This is a genomic window from Mangrovibacter phragmitis (genome assembly GCF_040429585.1).
In the GTDB taxonomy this organism is placed as follows: Bacteria; Pseudomonadota; Gammaproteobacteria; order Enterobacterales; family Enterobacteriaceae; genus Mangrovibacter; species Mangrovibacter phragmitis.
This window is the reverse complement of the sequence record NZ_CP134782.1, coordinates 3908882-3923203: the sequence shown is the minus strand read 5'-3', so window position 1 is coordinate 3923203 and position 14322 is coordinate 3908882. Positions and strand designations below refer to the sequence as shown.

The 14322-nt window shown below is 48.8% G+C and carries 25 protein-coding genes; all 25 read left to right on the top strand.

The features are described 5' to 3' along the window. The first annotated feature begins 44 nt into the window (after positions 1-44). The 25 genes from MPHASIOC01_RS19130 (at position 45) to rpsN (ending at position 14302) form a co-directional block, all read left to right on the top strand. Complete coding sequence (locus MPHASIOC01_RS19130; RefSeq protein WP_064598006.1) at positions 45-767, top strand: transcriptional regulator; 723 nt, start codon at positions 45-47, stop codon at positions 765-767. Then, entirely contained in the window at positions 767-1153 is a 387-nt protein-coding gene (gene tusD / locus MPHASIOC01_RS19125) for a sulfurtransferase complex subunit TusD (protein WP_353613076.1), read from the top strand. The genes MPHASIOC01_RS19130 and tusD overlap by 1 nt, the downstream gene beginning before the upstream one ends. Continuing rightward, the gene (gene tusC / locus MPHASIOC01_RS19120) at positions 1153-1515 is read left to right on the top strand and encodes a sulfurtransferase complex subunit TusC (protein ID WP_064598010.1); all 363 of its coding nucleotides are present in this window, start codon (positions 1153-1155) and stop codon (positions 1513-1515) included. The genes tusD and tusC overlap by 1 nt, the downstream gene beginning before the upstream one ends. A 6-nt stretch (positions 1516-1521) precedes the next feature. Then, entirely contained in the window at positions 1522-1809 is a 288-nt protein-coding gene (tusB, locus tag MPHASIOC01_RS19115; RefSeq protein ID WP_064598012.1) for a sulfurtransferase complex subunit TusB, read from the top strand. A gap of 125 nt (positions 1810-1934) precedes the next feature. After that, positions 1935-2309: a 30S ribosomal protein S12 gene (gene rpsL, locus MPHASIOC01_RS19110; RefSeq protein ID WP_025238215.1), complete on the top strand. Its 375-nt coding sequence runs from the start codon at positions 1935-1937 to the stop codon at positions 2307-2309. A 95-nt stretch (positions 2310-2404) separates the two neighbouring features. Continuing rightward, positions 2405-2875 (top strand): 30S ribosomal protein S7, encoded by a 471-nt coding sequence (gene rpsG, locus MPHASIOC01_RS19105; protein WP_036111072.1) that lies wholly within the window; start codon positions 2405-2407, stop codon positions 2873-2875. Positions 2876-2973: 98 nt separating this feature from the next. After that, on the top strand, positions 2974-5088 hold the full coding sequence (gene fusA, locus MPHASIOC01_RS19100; protein WP_064598014.1) for an elongation factor G: 2115 nt from the start codon (positions 2974-2976) through the stop codon (positions 5086-5088). A gap of 67 nt (positions 5089-5155) precedes the next feature. Next, positions 5156-6340, top strand: a complete 1185-nt coding sequence (gene tuf / locus MPHASIOC01_RS19095; protein WP_353613075.1) for an elongation factor Tu — start codon at positions 5156-5158, stop codon at positions 6338-6340. A 215-nt stretch (positions 6341-6555) separates the two neighbouring features. Beyond that, the gene (gene bfd, locus MPHASIOC01_RS19090; RefSeq protein ID WP_064597161.1) at positions 6556-6750 is read left to right on the top strand and encodes a bacterioferritin-associated ferredoxin; all 195 of its coding nucleotides are present in this window, start codon (positions 6556-6558) and stop codon (positions 6748-6750) included. A 71-nt stretch (positions 6751-6821) separates the two neighbouring features. Beyond that, on the top strand, positions 6822-7298 hold the full coding sequence (bfr, locus tag MPHASIOC01_RS19085; protein WP_064597162.1) for a bacterioferritin: 477 nt from the start codon (positions 6822-6824) through the stop codon (positions 7296-7298). A 313-nt stretch (positions 7299-7611) separates the two neighbouring features. Then, entirely contained in the window at positions 7612-7923 is a 312-nt protein-coding gene (gene rpsJ, locus MPHASIOC01_RS19080) for a 30S ribosomal protein S10 (RefSeq protein WP_001181005.1), read from the top strand. Positions 7924-7955: 32 nt separating this feature from the next. Further along, complete coding sequence (gene rplC / locus MPHASIOC01_RS19075; protein ID WP_051691463.1) at positions 7956-8585, top strand: 50S ribosomal protein L3; 630 nt, start codon at positions 7956-7958, stop codon at positions 8583-8585. A 10-nt stretch (positions 8586-8595) separates the two neighbouring features. After that, positions 8596-9201 carry a 50S ribosomal protein L4 gene (gene rplD / locus MPHASIOC01_RS19070; protein ID WP_064597163.1) on the top strand — a complete coding sequence of 202 codons (606 nt, stop codon included), beginning with the start codon at positions 8596-8598 and terminating at the stop codon, positions 9199-9201. Continuing rightward, positions 9198-9500 (top strand): 50S ribosomal protein L23, encoded by a 303-nt coding sequence (rplW, locus tag MPHASIOC01_RS19065; protein ID WP_064597165.1) that lies wholly within the window; start codon positions 9198-9200, stop codon positions 9498-9500. Before rplD ends, rplW begins: the two co-directional genes overlap by 4 nt. A 19-nt stretch (positions 9501-9519) precedes the next feature. Continuing rightward, positions 9520-10341 carry a 50S ribosomal protein L2 gene (gene rplB, locus MPHASIOC01_RS19060; protein ID WP_036112870.1) on the top strand — a complete coding sequence of 274 codons (822 nt, stop codon included), beginning with the start codon at positions 9520-9522 and terminating at the stop codon, positions 10339-10341. A gap of 16 nt (positions 10342-10357) precedes the next feature. Continuing rightward, positions 10358-10636: a 30S ribosomal protein S19 gene (gene rpsS / locus MPHASIOC01_RS19055; protein WP_001138115.1), complete on the top strand. Its 279-nt coding sequence runs from the start codon at positions 10358-10360 to the stop codon at positions 10634-10636. 14 nt (positions 10637-10650) lie between these two features. Next, positions 10651-10983: a 50S ribosomal protein L22 gene (gene rplV, locus MPHASIOC01_RS19050; protein ID WP_000447529.1), complete on the top strand. Its 333-nt coding sequence runs from the start codon at positions 10651-10653 to the stop codon at positions 10981-10983. Positions 10984-11000: 17 nt separating this feature from the next. Continuing rightward, positions 11001-11702 carry a 30S ribosomal protein S3 gene (rpsC, locus tag MPHASIOC01_RS19045; RefSeq protein WP_036112857.1) on the top strand — a complete coding sequence of 234 codons (702 nt, stop codon included), beginning with the start codon at positions 11001-11003 and terminating at the stop codon, positions 11700-11702. Between the two features lie 12 nt (positions 11703-11714). After that, positions 11715-12125 carry a 50S ribosomal protein L16 gene (gene rplP / locus MPHASIOC01_RS19040; protein ID WP_036112855.1) on the top strand — a complete coding sequence of 137 codons (411 nt, stop codon included), beginning with the start codon at positions 11715-11717 and terminating at the stop codon, positions 12123-12125. Then, on the top strand, positions 12125-12316 hold the full coding sequence (gene rpmC / locus MPHASIOC01_RS19035) for a 50S ribosomal protein L29 (protein ID WP_064597167.1): 192 nt from the start codon (positions 12125-12127) through the stop codon (positions 12314-12316). The genes rplP and rpmC overlap by 1 nt, the downstream gene beginning before the upstream one ends. Further along, entirely contained in the window at positions 12316-12570 is a 255-nt protein-coding gene (gene rpsQ / locus MPHASIOC01_RS19030) for a 30S ribosomal protein S17 (RefSeq protein WP_000130100.1), read from the top strand. Before rpmC ends, rpsQ begins: the two co-directional genes overlap by 1 nt. A gap of 162 nt (positions 12571-12732) precedes the next feature. After that, positions 12733-13104 carry a 50S ribosomal protein L14 gene (rplN, locus tag MPHASIOC01_RS19025; protein WP_035344535.1) on the top strand — a complete coding sequence of 124 codons (372 nt, stop codon included), beginning with the start codon at positions 12733-12735 and terminating at the stop codon, positions 13102-13104. A 9-nt stretch (positions 13105-13113) separates the two neighbouring features. Then, a complete protein-coding gene (rplX, locus tag MPHASIOC01_RS19020; RefSeq protein ID WP_036112842.1) occupies positions 13114-13428 on the top strand; it encodes a 50S ribosomal protein L24 in 315 nt (104 codons plus the stop codon). Positions 13429-13442: 14 nt separating this feature from the next. Then, positions 13443-13982: a 50S ribosomal protein L5 gene (gene rplE / locus MPHASIOC01_RS19015; protein ID WP_036112840.1), complete on the top strand. Its 540-nt coding sequence runs from the start codon at positions 13443-13445 to the stop codon at positions 13980-13982. Positions 13983-13996: 14 nt separating this feature from the next. Further along, positions 13997-14302: a 30S ribosomal protein S14 gene (gene rpsN, locus MPHASIOC01_RS19010; protein ID WP_036112836.1), complete on the top strand. Its 306-nt coding sequence runs from the start codon at positions 13997-13999 to the stop codon at positions 14300-14302. Positions 14303-14322 lie beyond the last annotated feature (20 nt).

The following is a 14322-nucleotide window of genomic DNA, read 5'->3' as shown; positions in this document are numbered from 1 at the left end:
GACCATCATCGCGACAGACTCCGTGGAAAAGGTGGTGTTTCTTCATGTCCAACTCGCTTCTAACCAACGAAACCAGTGAGCTTGATTTACTGGATCAACGTCCTTTTGAGCAGACAGATCTTGATATTCTTAAGTCATATGAGGCTGTTGTTGACGGGTTGGCAATGCTCATCGGCTCCCACTGCGAAATTGTTCTGCACTCTCTTCAGGATTTGAAGTGTTCAGCAGTGCGTATTGCTAATGGTGAACATACCGGGCGTAAAATTGGCTCACCAATTACAGATTTAGCTCTACGTATGTTGCATGATATGACAGGTGCAGACAGTAGCGTCTCTCGCTGCTACTTTACGCGGGCGAAAAGCGGTGTACTGATGAAATCGGTCACAATTGCGATTCGGAATCGGGAAAACCGTGTTATTGGTTTGTTGTGCATCAACATGAACCTGGATGTGCCGTTTTCCCAGATAATGAGCACTTTTGTGCCACCAGAGACGCAGGAAGAGTCATCCTCTGTTAATTTTGCTTCTTCAGTTGAAGACCTGGTAATGCAAACTCTTGAATTTACGATTGAAGAAGTCAATGCAGACCGTTCTGTTTCGAACAATGCCAAGAACCGGCAAATCGTCCTTAATCTGTATGAAAAAGGAATTTTTGACATCAAAGATGCTATCAATCAGGTGGCAGACCGCCTGAATATTTCTAAACATACCGTCTATTTATATATTCGCCAGTTTAAGAGTGGCGACTTTCAGATTCAGGACAGGTAATGCGTTTTGCTTTAATAGTTACCGGACCCGCTTATGGCACACAACAGGCGACCACTGCCTGGCGTTTTGCTAATGCGCTACTGGACTCCGGGCATGAACTGGACAGCGTCTTTTTTTATCGGGAAGGCATACTTAACGGTAACCAACTGGTGTCTCCAGCTTCAGATGAGTTCGATTTGGTGCGTGCGTGGCAGAAAATGGCTTTGCAACAGGGCATTGCTCTGAATATTTGTGTCGCTGCGGCATTACGGCGTGGTGTAGTTGATGAGCCTGAGGCCATTCGCCTTGGTCTGAGCTGCCATAATTTACTCGACGGTTTTCAGTTGAGTGGCCTGGGGGCGTTAGCTGAAGCGGCATTAGCCTGTGACCGAGTGGTGCAATTCTGATGAAGCGTATTGCTTTTGTATTTACTCAACCACCACATGGTTCTTCTGCCGGGCGAGAAGGGCTTGATGCATTGTTGGCAACCTCTGCAGTCAGCGATGACCCGGGGGTATTCTTTATGGGAGATGGTGTACTGCAATTACTGGCAGGTCAACAGCCAGGAGCCATTCATTCACGCGACTACATTTCAACATTTAAGGTATTACCGCTTTATGACATTACATCTTGTTGGGTGTGCAGTGATTCGTTGAAGGCCCGTGGGCTTACACGACAGAGTGCGGAATTGATACTGCCAGCTGCAATTGAGCCTGCTGATGTATTACGCACCCACCTTGAACAGTACGATGTTGTGCTGACTTTCTGAGACATTATGCTACATACACTCTTTCATTCACCGGGCCAAATTGACCTGCCGATGCTAAAACGCAATCTTCGGGAAGGCGATGATCTTCTGCTGTTACAGGATGGTGTCTACGCAGCCATAGAAGGCAGTGTGGCTTTCGCAGAGTTGCGAGCTTGCCCTGCCTCCTTTTATGTACTCGAAGATGACGTGCAGGCCCGCGGAATTTCTGGTCAAATATCAACCAGCATTGCCAGGGTTAGCTATAATGATTTTGTCATACTGGCAGTGAAACATAAGAATCAGATGGCCTGGTAATGACATCGTGGCTGTATAATTCTTGACACCCTTTCTGCCGGGCCCTAAAATTCTGCGTCCTCATATTGTATGAGGCCGTTTTATTACGTGTTTACGAAGCAAAAGTTAAAACCAGGAGCTATTTAATGGCAACAGTTAACCAGCTGGTACGCAAACCACGTGCACGCAAAGTTGTTAAAAGCAACGTGCCTGCACTGGAAGCTTGCCCGCAAAAACGTGGTGTATGTACTCGCGTATATACCACCACTCCGAAAAAACCGAACTCCGCACTGCGTAAAGTATGCCGTGTTCGTCTGACTAACGGTTTCGAAGTGACTTCCTACATCGGTGGTGAAGGTCACAACCTGCAGGAACACTCCGTGATCCTGATTCGTGGTGGTCGTGTTAAAGACCTCCCGGGTGTTCGTTACCACACCGTACGTGGTGCGCTTGACTGCTCCGGCGTTAAAGACCGTAAGCAAGCTCGTTCCAAATACGGCGTTAAACGTCCTAAGGCTTAATGGATCTCCGTTAAGTAAGGCCAAACGTTTTATTTTAATGTCAAACTAAACTCGTAGAGTTTTGGACAATCCTGAATTAACAACGGAGTATTTCCATGCCACGTCGTCGCGTCATTGGTCAGCGTAAAATTCTGCCAGATCCGAAGTTCGGATCAGAACTGCTGGCTAAATTTGTAAATATCCTGATGGTAGATGGTAAAAAATCTACTGCAGAAACTATCGTATACAGCGCGCTGGAGACCCTGGCTCAGCGCTCTGGTAAAACTGAACTGGAAGCTTTCGAAGTAGCCCTCGAAAACGTGCGCCCGACTGTCGAAGTTAAGTCTCGCCGCGTTGGTGGTTCTACTTATCAGGTACCAGTTGAAGTTCGCCCGGTTCGTCGTAATGCTCTGGCAATGCGTTGGATCGTTGAAGCTGCTCGTAAACGCGGTGATAAATCCATGGCTTTGCGTCTTGCAAACGAACTGTCTGATGCTGCAGAAAACAAAGGTACTGCAGTGAAAAAACGTGAAGACGTTCATCGCATGGCTGAAGCCAACAAGGCGTTCGCTCACTACCGCTGGTAATCCCGCGTTAGTGTTAGTTCCAGGTGGGCGCTATAACTTAATTGTTGCGCCCACTCTGGGTAACTTAACTTGAACGTCCCAGGATATAGAGGAATCAAATGGCTCGTACAACACCCATTGCACGCTACCGTAACATTGGTATCAGTGCACACATCGACGCCGGTAAAACTACCACTACCGAACGTATTCTGTTCTACACCGGTGTAAACCACAAAATCGGTGAAGTTCATGACGGCGCCGCTACTATGGACTGGATGGCGCAGGAGCAGGAACGTGGTATCACCATCACTTCCGCTGCTACTACCGCGTTCTGGTCTGGTATGGCGAAGCAGTATGAACCGCACCGTATCAACATCATCGACACCCCAGGGCACGTTGACTTCACTATCGAAGTAGAACGTTCCATGCGTGTTCTTGACGGTGCGGTAATGGTTTACTGCGCAGTTGGTGGTGTTCAGCCGCAGTCTGAAACCGTTTGGCGCCAGGCTAACAAATATAAAGTTCCACGTATTGCGTTCGTTAACAAAATGGACCGTATGGGTGCGAACTATCTGAAAGTTGTTGATCAGATTAAAACCCGTCTGGGCGCTAACCCTGTTCCGTTGCAGCTGGCTATTGGTGCTGAAGAAGCATTCACCGGTGTTGTTGACCTGGTGAAAATGAAAGCTATCAACTGGAATGAAGCGGACCAGGGCGTAACCTTCACCTATGAAGATATCCCGGCAGACATGCAGGACCTGGCTGACGAATGGCACCAGAACCTGCTGGAATCCGCAGCTGAAGCATCTGAAGAGCTGATGGAAAAATACCTGGGTGGTGAAGATCTGACTGAAGAAGAGATTAAAGGCGCTCTTCGTCAGCGTGTTCTGAGCAACGAAATCATCCTGGTCACCTGTGGTTCTGCATTTAAGAACAAAGGTGTACAGGCAATGCTGGATGCGGTAGTTGATTACCTGCCGTCTCCGACTGACGTACCGGCAATCAACGGTATGCTGGACGACGGTAAAGATACGCCGGCAGAGCGTCACGCAAGTGATGACGAGCCGTTCTCTGCTCTGGCATTTAAAATCGCTACCGACCCGTTTGTTGGTAACCTGACGTTCTTCCGCGTGTACTCTGGTGTTGTTAACTCTGGTGATACCGTACTGAACTCAGTTAAAGCCCAGCGCGAACGTTTTGGCCGTATCGTTCAGATGCATGCCAACAAACGTGAAGAAATCAAAGAAGTACGTGCAGGTGACATTGCTGCGGCAATCGGCCTGAAAGACGTAATTACTGGTGACACCCTGTGTGATCCGGATAATGCAATTATCCTGGAACGTATGGAGTTCCCAGAGCCAGTTATTTCTATCGCTGTAGAACCGAAAACCAAAGCTGACCAGGAAAAAATGGGTCTGGCTCTGGGCCGTCTGGCGAAAGAAGACCCGTCTTTCCGCGTATGGACAGATGAAGAATCTAACCAGACTATCATTGCTGGTATGGGTGAGTTGCACCTCGATATCATCGTTGACCGTATGAAACGTGAATTCAACGTTGAAGCAAATGTGGGTAAACCGCAGGTTGCTTACCGTGAAGCGATTCGCGAGACCGTTAAAGATATCGAAGGTAAACACGCCAAACAGTCCGGTGGTCGTGGTCAGTATGGTCACGTTGTCATCGACCTGTACCCGCTGGAACCAGGCTCTAACCCGAAAGGTTATGAGTTCATCAACGACATCAAGGGTGGTGTAATTCCTGGCGAATACATCCCTGCCGTTGATAAAGGTATTCAGGAACAGCTGAAGTCTGGTCCTCTGGCTGGTTACCCGGTAGTGGATATCGGTGTGCGTCTGCACTTCGGTTCTTACCACGACGTTGACTCCTCCGAGCTGGCGTTTAAACTGGCGGCATCTCTGGCCTTTAAAGATGGCTTTAAGAAAGCAAAACCTGTTTTGCTTGAGCCAATCATGAAGGTTGAAGTTGAATCGCCTGAAGAGAACACTGGTGACGTTATCGGTGACTTGAGCCGCCGCCGTGGTGTGCTGCGTGGTCAGGAATCTAACGCCACTGGCGTTATCATTCACGCTGAAGTTCCGCTGTCTGAAATGTTTGGATATGCAACTCAGCTGCGTTCTCTGACCAAAGGTCGTGCTTCATACTCTATGGAGTTCCTGAAGTACGATGATGCGCCGAACAACGTCGCTCAGGCCGTAATCGAAGCCCGTGGTAAATAAGCCTCAGGGTTAACACAAAGTCCAGCGCTCCTTCTGCGGGAGGAGCGCAATAGTAAGGAATATAGCCGTGTCTAAAGAAAAATTTGAACGTACAAAACCGCACGTCAACGTCGGTACTATCGGTCACGTTGACCATGGTAAAACAACCCTGACTGCTGCAATCACTACCGTTCTGGCAAAAACCTACGGTGGTTCTGCTCGCGCATTCGACCAGATCGATAACGCGCCGGAAGAAAAAGCTCGTGGTATCACCATCAACACTTCTCACGTTGAATACGATACCCCGACCCGTCACTACGCGCACGTAGACTGCCCGGGCCACGCTGACTATGTTAAAAACATGATCACCGGTGCTGCTCAGATGGACGGCGCTATCCTGGTTGTTGCTGCGACTGACGGCCCGATGCCGCAGACTCGTGAGCACATCCTGCTGGGTCGTCAGGTTGGCGTTCCTTACATCATCGTGTTCCTGAACAAATGTGACATGGTTGATGACGAAGAGCTGCTGGAACTGGTTGAAATGGAAGTTCGTGAGCTGCTGTCTCAGTATGACTTCCCGGGCGACGACTGCCCGATCATCCGTGGTTCTGCTCTGAAAGCGCTGGAAGGCGAAGCAGAGTGGGAAGCGAAAATCATTGAACTGGCAGAAGCACTGGACAGCTACATTCCGGAACCGGAACGCGCTATCGACAAACCGTTCCTGCTGCCAATCGAAGACGTATTCTCCATCTCCGGTCGTGGTACTGTAGTTACCGGTCGTGTAGAACGCGGCATCATCAAAGTTGGCGATGAAGTAGAAATCGTTGGTATCAAAGAAACCACCAAAACCACCTGTACTGGCGTTGAAATGTTCCGCAAACTGCTGGACGAAGGCCGTGCTGGTGAAAACGTTGGGGTTCTGCTGCGTGGTACCAAACGTGATGACGTTGAACGTGGTCAGGTTCTGGCTAAACCGGGTTCAATCAACCCGCACACCAAATTCGAATCTGAAGTATACGTTCTGAGCAAAGATGAAGGCGGCCGTCATACTCCGTTCTTCAAAGGCTACCGTCCTCAGTTCTACTTCCGTACTACTGACGTAACGGGTTCCATCGAACTGCCGGAAGGCGTAGAAATGGTAATGCCGGGCGACAACATTCAGATGGTTGTTACCCTGATTCACCCGATCGCAATGGACGAAGGTCTGCGCTTCGCAATCCGTGAAGGCGGCCGTACCGTTGGTGCAGGCGTTGTTGCTAAAGTTCTGGGCTAATTAGTCTTCGAACTAAAAAGGGCGCTTCGGCGCCCTTTTTTATTGCACAAATTCTTACGTCTGCTCCTCGCCTTGTGATATCTGTACTCCGCTGTTATTTCTCAAAGCCGGGCTTGAATGCTTTAACTGCATCGTGCTGATCTTTTTACGAACCGTCTATTGTAATCATAACCATTCTCAATTAGAATTTGATCGTTATTTGTACTGGAGTGGTTATGTACATTTGTCTGTGTAACGGCGTTAGTGATAAAGCTATTCGCCAGGCGGTACGCCAGTTTCATCCGCAATCTTTTCAGCAGTTGCGCAAGTTTGTTCCTGTCGGTAACCAGTGTGGTAAGTGCATCAGGGCCGCGAGGGAAATCATGCAGGAAGAACTGATCCAGATACCAGAGTTTAAAGAAACGGCATAATTAGTGCGCTTTTTTTGACTTACTCTGCTACCCATCTACGCTTTTAAGTAGTGGAAGCGGAGAGAGTGACTATGAAAGGTGATGCTAAGATAATAACCCATCTCAATAAACTATTGGGAAATGAGCTTGTTGCAATAAACCAGTACTTTTTACACGCCAGAATGTTTAAAAACTGGGGCCTGACAAGGCTTAATGATATTGAGTATCATGAGTCTATTGATGAAATGAAGCATGCAGATAAGTATATTGAGCGTATTTTGTTTCTTGAAGGAATCCCCAATCTGCAGGACCTCGGCAAACTTCACATCGGGGAAGATGTTGAAGAGATGCTTCGTTCGGATCTCAATCTTGAAATGGAAGGGGCGAAGAATCTTCGTGAAGCAATTGCTTATGCAGATTCGGTTCACGACTATGTCAGCAGGGATATGCTTATCGAAATTTTGTCGGATGAGGAAAGCCATATTGACTGGCTGGAAACTGAGCTGGATTTGATCGGTAAAATTGGCCTGCAAAATTATCTCCAGTCCCAACTTAAAGAACAAGCCTGACACCACTATAGCGGAGGCGATATCTGAGTCTCCGTTTTATCTATCTTCCTGTTTCAGCTTACTATCAATTAAACCCCCACTTGTGCAATATCCATGACTAATTTATAAACAAAGCTTGCCTGAGGCGCAGATTTGCGTATAATGCGCAGGCTCGCTAATAGTAGCGAGTGGCTCGACAGAGCCTGTGCAGCTTTGCTGCCTGAACAATGCTTCCGATTGGGAAGCTATGTAAAGAAGATTACACTCTCCCGTCAATCGTAATGGGTCTGAGTAGTAGTCATTTTCGTCTATAAATAATTGGAGCTCTGGTCTCATGCAGAACCAAAGAATCCGTATCCGCCTGAAAGCGTTTGATCATCGTCTGATCGATCAATCAACCGCGGAAATCGTTGAGACTGCTAAGCGCACTGGTGCGCAAGTTCGTGGTCCAATCCCGCTGCCGACCCGCAAAGAGCGCTTTACCGTTCTGATCTCTCCGCACGTTAACAAAGACGCGCGTGATCAGTACGAAATTCGCACTCACAAGCGTCTGGTTGACATCGTTGAGCCAACCGAGAAAACCGTTGATGCTCTGATGCGTCTGGATCTGGCTGCCGGTGTAGACGTGCAGATCAGCCTGGGTTAATCAGGTCATTGAACGATTGAGAGGTTGAAACAATGATTGGTTTAGTCGGTAAAAAAGTGGGCATGACTCGCATCTTCACTGAAGAAGGCGTTTCTATCCCAGTAACCGTAATCGAAGTTGAAGCTAACCGCGTTACCCAGGTTAAAGATCTGGACAACGATGGTTACCGCGCAATCCAGGTTACCACTGGTGTTAAAAAAGCAAACCGCGTCACCAAACCTGAAGCGGGTCACTTTGCTAAAGCCGGTGTTGAAGCTGGTCGTGGTCTGTGGGAATTCCGTCTGGCTGAAGGCGAAGAATTTGCTGTCGGTCAGAACATCAGTGTTGAAGTTTTCGCTGACGTTAAAAAAGTAGACGTAACTGGCACCTCTAAAGGTAAAGGTTTCGCAGGTACTGTTAAACGTTGGAACTTCCGCACTCAGGATGCTACTCACGGTAACTCCTTGTCTCACCGTGTTCCGGGTTCTATTGGTCAGAACCAGACTCCGGGCAAAGTGTTCAAAGGCAAGAAAATGGCAGGTCAGCTGGGTAATGAACGTGTAACTGTTCAAAGCCTGGACGTAGTACGTGTTGACGCTGAGCGCAACCTGCTGCTGGTTAAAGGTGCGGTTCCCGGTGCAACCGGTAGCGACCTGATCGTTAAACCAGCTGTGAAGGCGTAAGGGGATAGCAATGGAATTAGTACTGAAAGACGCGCAGAGCGCGCTGACTGTTTCCGAAACTACCTTCGGTCGTGATTTTAACGAAGCGCTGGTACACCAGGTTGTTGTTGCTTATGCAGCAGGTGCCCGTCAAGGTACTCGTGCTCAGAAGACTCGTGCTGAAGTAACTGGCTCCGGTAAAAAACCGTGGCGCCAGAAAGGTACTGGCCGTGCACGTTCTGGTTCCATCAAGAGCCCAATTTGGCGCTCCGGTGGTGTGACCTTTGCTGCTCGTCCGCAGGACCACAGTCAAAAAGTTAACAAAAAGATGTACCGCGGCGCGCTGAAAAGCATTCTGTCCGAGCTGGTACGTCAGGATCGTCTGGTCGTTGTCGAGAAGTTCTCTGTAGAAGCACCGAAAACTAAGCTGCTTGCTCAGAAACTGAAAGATATGGCTCTGGAAGATGTGCTGATCATCACCGGTGAACTGGATGAAAATCTGTTCCTGGCTGCACGTAACCTGCACAAGGTTGACGTACGTGATGCTAATGGCATCGATCCGGTTAGCCTGATCGCCTTCGACAAAGTCGTAATGACTGCTGATGCTGTTAAGCAAGTTGAGGAGATGCTGGCATGATTCGTGAAGAACGTCTGCTGAAAGTGCTGAACGCACCGCACGTTTCTGAAAAAGCGTCTGTTGCGATGGAAAAAAACAACACCATCGTTCTCAAAGTTGCTAAAGACGCGACTAAAGCAGAAATCAAAGCTGCTGTGCAGAAACTGTTTGAAGTCGAAGTCAATGACGTACGTACCCTGGTTGTTAAAGGGAAAGTAAAACGTCATGGACAGCGTATCGGTCGTCGTAGCGACTGGAAAAAAGCTTACGTCACCCTGAAAGAAGGCCAGAATCTGGACTTCATTGGCGGCGCTGAGTAAGTCGGAGGAGTAAAGAACAATGGCAATTGTTAAGTGTAAACCGACATCTCCGGGTCGTCGCCACGTAGTTAAAGTGGTTAACCCAGAGTTGCACAAGGGCAAACCTTTTGCTCCGTTGCTGGAAAAAAACAGCAAATCCGGTGGCCGTAACAACAATGGCCGCATCACTACGCGTCACATTGGTGGTGGTCATAAGCAGGCTTATCGTATTGTTGACTTCAAACGCAACAAAGACGGTATTCCGGCAGTTGTTGAACGTCTTGAGTACGATCCGAACCGTTCTGCGAATATCGCGCTGGTTCTGTACAAAGATGGCGAACGCCGTTACATCCTGGCCCCTAAAGGCCTGAAAGCTGGCGACCAGATTCAATCTGGCGTTGATGCTGCAATCAAAGCGGGTAACACCCTGCCGATGCGCAATATTCCGGTTGGTTCTACCGTTCATAACGTAGAAATGAAACCTGGTAAAGGCGGTCAGCTGGCTCGTTCTGCTGGTACTTACGTTCAGATCGTTGCTCGTGATGGTGCTTATGTCACCCTGCGTCTGCGTTCTGGTGAAATGCGTAAAGTGGAAGCAGAGTGCCGCGCTACTCTGGGCGAAGTTGGCAATGCTGAGCATATGCTGCGCGTTCTGGGTAAAGCTGGTGCTGCTCGCTGGCGTGGTGTTCGTCCTACCGTTCGCGGTACCGCGATGAACCCGGTAGATCACCCACATGGTGGTGGTGAAGGTCGTAACTTTGGTAAGCACCCGGTTTCCCCGTGGGGCATTCAAACCAAAGGTAAAAAGACCCGCAGCAACAAGCGTACTGATAAATTCATCGTACGTCGCCGTAGCAAATAATTTTAGAGGATAAGCCATGCCACGTTCTCTCAAGAAAGGTCCTTTTATTGACCTGCACTTGCTGAAGAAGGTAGAGAAAGCGGTGGAAAGCGGTGACAAGAAGCCCCTGCGCACTTGGTCCCGTCGTTCAACGATCTTTCCAAACATGATCGGTTTGACCATCGCTGTCCATAATGGTCGTCAGCACGTTCCAGTTTTTGTTTCCGACGAAATGGTTGGTCACAAACTGGGTGAATTCGCACCGACTCGTACTTATCGCGGCCATGCTGCTGATAAAAAAGCGAAGAAGAAATAAGGTAGGAGGAAGAGATGGAAACTATCGCTAAACATCGCCATGCTCGTTCTTCTGCTCAGAAGGTTCGCCTTGTTGCTGACCTGATTCGCGGTAAGAAAGTGTCGCAGGCTCTGGATATTCTGACCTACACCAATAAGAAAGCGGCTGTACTGGTCAAGAAAGTTCTGGAATCTGCCATTGCTAACGCTGAACACAACGATGGCGCTGATATTGACGATCTGAAAGTTACGAAAATTTTCGTAGATGAAGGCCCGAGCATGAAGCGCATTATGCCGCGTGCAAAAGGTCGTGCAGATCGCATCCTGAAGCGCACCAGCCACATTACTGTGGTTGTGTCCGATCGCTGAGACTCTGGAGACTAGCAATGGGTCAGAAAGTACATCCTAATGGTATTCGCCTGGGTATTGTCAAACCATGGAACTCTACCTGGTTCGCGAACACCAAAGAATTCGCTGACAACCTGGACAGCGACTTTAAAGTACGTCAGTTCCTGACTAAAGAACTGGCTAAGGCGTCTGTATCTCGTATCGTTATCGAACGTCCGGCTAAAAGCATTCGTGTAACCATTCACACTGCTCGCCCGGGTATCGTTATCGGTAAAAAAGGTGAAGACGTTGAGAAACTGCGCAAGGCCGTAGCAGACATTGCTGGCGTTCCTGCTCAGATCAATATCGCAGAAGTTCGTAAGCCTGAACTGGACGCAAAACTGGTTGCTGACAGCATCACTTCTCAGCTGGAACGTCGTGTTATGTTCCGTCGTGCTATGAAGCGTGCTGTACAGAACGCAATGCGTCTGGGCGCTAAAGGTATCAAAGTTGAAGTTAGTGGCCGTCTGGGTGGCGCTGAGATCGCACGTACCGAATGGTATCGTGAAGGTCGTGTACCGCTGCACACTCTGCGTGCTGACATTGACTACAACACCTCTGAAGCGCACACCACTTATGGTGTTATTGGCGTGAAAGTGTGGATCTTCAAAGGTGAGATCCTGGGTGGTATGGCTGCTGTTGAACAACCGGAAAAACCGGCTGCTCAACCTAAAAAGCAGCAGCGTAAAGGCCGTAAATAAGGAGCGTCGCTGATGTTACAACCAAAGCGTACAAAATTCCGTAAAGTGCACAAAGGCCGTAACCGTGGTCTGGCTGCAGGTACGGATGTGAGCTTCGGCACTTACGGTCTGAAAGCTGTTGGCCGTGGTCGTCTGACTGCACGTCAGATAGAAGCAGCACGTCGTGCAATGACCCGTGCAGTTAAGCGTCAGGGTAAGATCTGGATCCGTGTATTCCCGGACAAACCGATCACCGAGAAGCCGCTGGAAGTTCGTATGGGTAAAGGTAAAGGTAACGTGGAGTATTGGGTTGCCTTGATCCAGCCGGGTAAAGTCCTGTATGAAATGGACGGTGTTCCGGAAGAGCTGGCCCGTGAAGCATTCAGCCTGGCAGCAGCGAAACTGCCGATCAAAACCACCTTTGTAACTAAGACGGTGATGTAATGAAAGCAAAAGAGCTGCGTGAAAAGAGTGTTGAAGAGCTGAACACCGAGCTGCTTAACCTGCTGCGTGAGCAGTTTAACCTGCGTATGCAGGCTGCAAGTGGCCAGCTGCAACAGACTCACCTGTTGAAGCAAGTGCGTCAAAATGTCGCACGCGTTAAGACTTTACTGACTGAGAAGGCGGGTGCGTAATGACCGATAAAATCCGTACTCTGCAAGGTCGTGTTGTTAGCGATAAAATGGAAAAATCCATTGTTGTTGCTATCGAGCGTTTTGTGAAACACCCGATCTACGGTAAATTCATCAAGCGTACGACTAAATTGCACGTACATGACGAGAACAACGAATGTGGAATTGGTGACGTGGTTGAAATCCGCGAATGCCGTCCGCTGTCCAAGACTAAATCCTGGACTCTGGTTCGCGTTGTAGAGAAAGCGGTTCTGTAATAGAGTACGCATTCTCAAATCGATAAACGGCTCAGAAATGGGCCGTTTATTTTTTCTACCCATATCCGATAAGCGGTGTTATAATGCCGCGCCCTCGTTTATGGGGCGTTTATGAACGACCTGATATCAGGTCTCAGTAGTTGACATTAGCGGAGCACTGAAATGATCCAAGAACAGACTATGCTGAACGTCGCCGACAACTCTGGCGCACGTCGCGTAATGTGTATCAAGGTTCTGGGTGGCTCGCACCGTCGCTACGCAGGCGTAGGCGACATCATCAAAATTACCATCAAAGAAGCAATTCCGCGTGGTAAGGTCAAAAAAGGTGATGTGCTGAAGGCGGTAGTGGTGCGCACCAGGAAGGGTGTTCGTCGCCCTGACGGTTCTGTCGTTCGCTTCGATGGCAATGCTTGTGTTCTTCTGAACAACAACAGCGAACAGCCAATCGGTACGCGTATTTTTGGGCCGGTTACTCGTGAACTTCGTTCTGAGAAGTTTATGAAAATCATCTCTCTGGCACCAGAAGTACTCTAAGGAGCAAACATGGCAGCGAAAATCCGTCGTGATGACGAAGTTATCGTGCTGGCCGGCAAAGATAAAGGCAAGCGTGGTAAAGTTAAGAGTGTCCTGTCTTCTGGTAAGGTCATTGTTGAAGGTATCAACCTGGTGAAAAAACATCAGAAGCCGGTTCCGGCTCTGAACCAGGCGGGTGGCATCGTTGAAAAAGAAGCTGCAATTCAGGTTTCTAACGTTGCAATCTTCAATACGGCAACCGGTAAGGCTGACCGTGTAGGCTTTAGATTTGAAGAGGGCAAAAAAGTCCGTTTCTTTAAATCTAATGGCGAAACTATCAAGTAATTTGGAGTAGTACGATGGCGAAACTGCATGATTACTACAAAGACGAAGTAGTTACTAAACTGATGACTCAGTTTAACTACAATTCTGTCATGCAAGTCCCTCGGGTCGAGAAGATCACCCTGAACATGGGTGTTGGTGAAGCAATCGCTGACAAGAAACTGCTGGATAATGCAGCAGCTGACCTGGCAGCAATCTCCGGTCAAAAACCGTTGATCACCAAAGCACGCAAATCAGTTGCAGGCTTCAAAATCCGTCAGGGCTATCCGATCGGCTGTAAAGTAACTCTGCGTGGCGAACGCATGTGGGAGTTCTTTGAGCGCCTGATCACTATTGCTGTACCACGTATTCGTGACTTCCGCGGTCTTTCCGCTAAGTCTTTCGATGGTCGTGGCAACTACAGCATGGGTGTCCGTGAGCAGATCATCTTCCCGGAAATCGACTATGACAAAGTCGATCGCGTTCGTGGTTTGGATATTACCATTACCACTACTGCGAAAACCGATGATGAAGGCCGTGCTCTGCTGGCTGCCTTTGACTTCCCGTTCCGCAAGTAAGGTAGGGTTACTTCATGGCTAAGCAATCAATGAAAGCACGCGAAGTAAAACGCGTAGCTTTGGCTGAAAAATTCTTCGCTAAACGCGCTGAACTGAAAGCGATCATTTCTGATGTGAACGCTTCTGACGAAGATCGTTGGGATGCTGTTCTCAAGCTGCAGAGTCTGCCGCGTGATTCCAGCCCGTCTCGTCAGCGTAACCGCTGCCGTCAAACTGGTCGTCCGCATGGTTTCCTGCGGAAATTCGGGTTGAGCCGTATTAAGGTCCGTGAAGCCGCCATGCGCGGTGAAATCCCGGGTCTGAAAAAGGCTAGCTGGTAATTGTCACCAATTTGAATCAC

Bases quoted from the DNA above. Each gene is read 5' to 3' on its own strand.
- MPHASIOC01_RS19130 (WP_064598006.1), top strand. From the start codon at position 45: ATGTCCAACTCGCTTCTAACCAACGAAACCAGTGAGCTTGATTTACTG.
- tusD (WP_353613076.1), top strand. From the start codon at position 767: ATGCGTTTTGCTTTAATAGTTACCGGACCCGCTTATGGCACACAACAG.
- tusC (WP_064598010.1), top strand. From the start codon at position 1,153: ATGAAGCGTATTGCTTTTGTATTTACTCAACCACCACATGGTTCTTCT.
- tusB (WP_064598012.1), top strand. From the start codon at position 1,522: ATGCTACATACACTCTTTCATTCACCGGGCCAAATTGACCTGCCGATG.
- rpsL (WP_025238215.1), top strand. From the start codon at position 1,935: ATGGCAACAGTTAACCAGCTGGTACGCAAACCACGTGCACGCAAAGTT.
- rpsG (WP_036111072.1), top strand. From the start codon at position 2,405: ATGCCACGTCGTCGCGTCATTGGTCAGCGTAAAATTCTGCCAGATCCG.
- fusA (WP_064598014.1), top strand. From the start codon at position 2,974: ATGGCTCGTACAACACCCATTGCACGCTACCGTAACATTGGTATCAGT.
- bfd (WP_064597161.1), top strand. From the start codon at position 6,556: ATGTACATTTGTCTGTGTAACGGCGTTAGTGATAAAGCTATTCGCCAG.
- bfr (WP_064597162.1), top strand. From the start codon at position 6,822: ATGAAAGGTGATGCTAAGATAATAACCCATCTCAATAAACTATTGGGA.
- rpsJ (WP_001181005.1), top strand. From the start codon at position 7,612: ATGCAGAACCAAAGAATCCGTATCCGCCTGAAAGCGTTTGATCATCGT.
- rplC (WP_051691463.1), top strand. From the start codon at position 7,956: ATGATTGGTTTAGTCGGTAAAAAAGTGGGCATGACTCGCATCTTCACT.
- rplD (WP_064597163.1), top strand. From the start codon at position 8,596: ATGGAATTAGTACTGAAAGACGCGCAGAGCGCGCTGACTGTTTCCGAA.
- rplW (WP_064597165.1), top strand. From the start codon at position 9,198: ATGATTCGTGAAGAACGTCTGCTGAAAGTGCTGAACGCACCGCACGTT.
- rplB (WP_036112870.1), top strand. From the start codon at position 9,520: ATGGCAATTGTTAAGTGTAAACCGACATCTCCGGGTCGTCGCCACGTA.
- rpsS (WP_001138115.1), top strand. From the start codon at position 10,358: ATGCCACGTTCTCTCAAGAAAGGTCCTTTTATTGACCTGCACTTGCTG.
- rplV (WP_000447529.1), top strand. From the start codon at position 10,651: ATGGAAACTATCGCTAAACATCGCCATGCTCGTTCTTCTGCTCAGAAG.
- rpsC (WP_036112857.1), top strand. From the start codon at position 11,001: ATGGGTCAGAAAGTACATCCTAATGGTATTCGCCTGGGTATTGTCAAA.
- rplP (WP_036112855.1), top strand. From the start codon at position 11,715: ATGTTACAACCAAAGCGTACAAAATTCCGTAAAGTGCACAAAGGCCGT.
- rpmC (WP_064597167.1), top strand. From the start codon at position 12,125: ATGAAAGCAAAAGAGCTGCGTGAAAAGAGTGTTGAAGAGCTGAACACC.
- rpsQ (WP_000130100.1), top strand. From the start codon at position 12,316: ATGACCGATAAAATCCGTACTCTGCAAGGTCGTGTTGTTAGCGATAAA.
- rplN (WP_035344535.1), top strand. From the start codon at position 12,733: ATGATCCAAGAACAGACTATGCTGAACGTCGCCGACAACTCTGGCGCA.
- rplX (WP_036112842.1), top strand. From the start codon at position 13,114: ATGGCAGCGAAAATCCGTCGTGATGACGAAGTTATCGTGCTGGCCGGC.
- rplE (WP_036112840.1), top strand. From the start codon at position 13,443: ATGGCGAAACTGCATGATTACTACAAAGACGAAGTAGTTACTAAACTG.
- rpsN (WP_036112836.1), top strand. From the start codon at position 13,997: ATGGCTAAGCAATCAATGAAAGCACGCGAAGTAAAACGCGTAGCTTTG.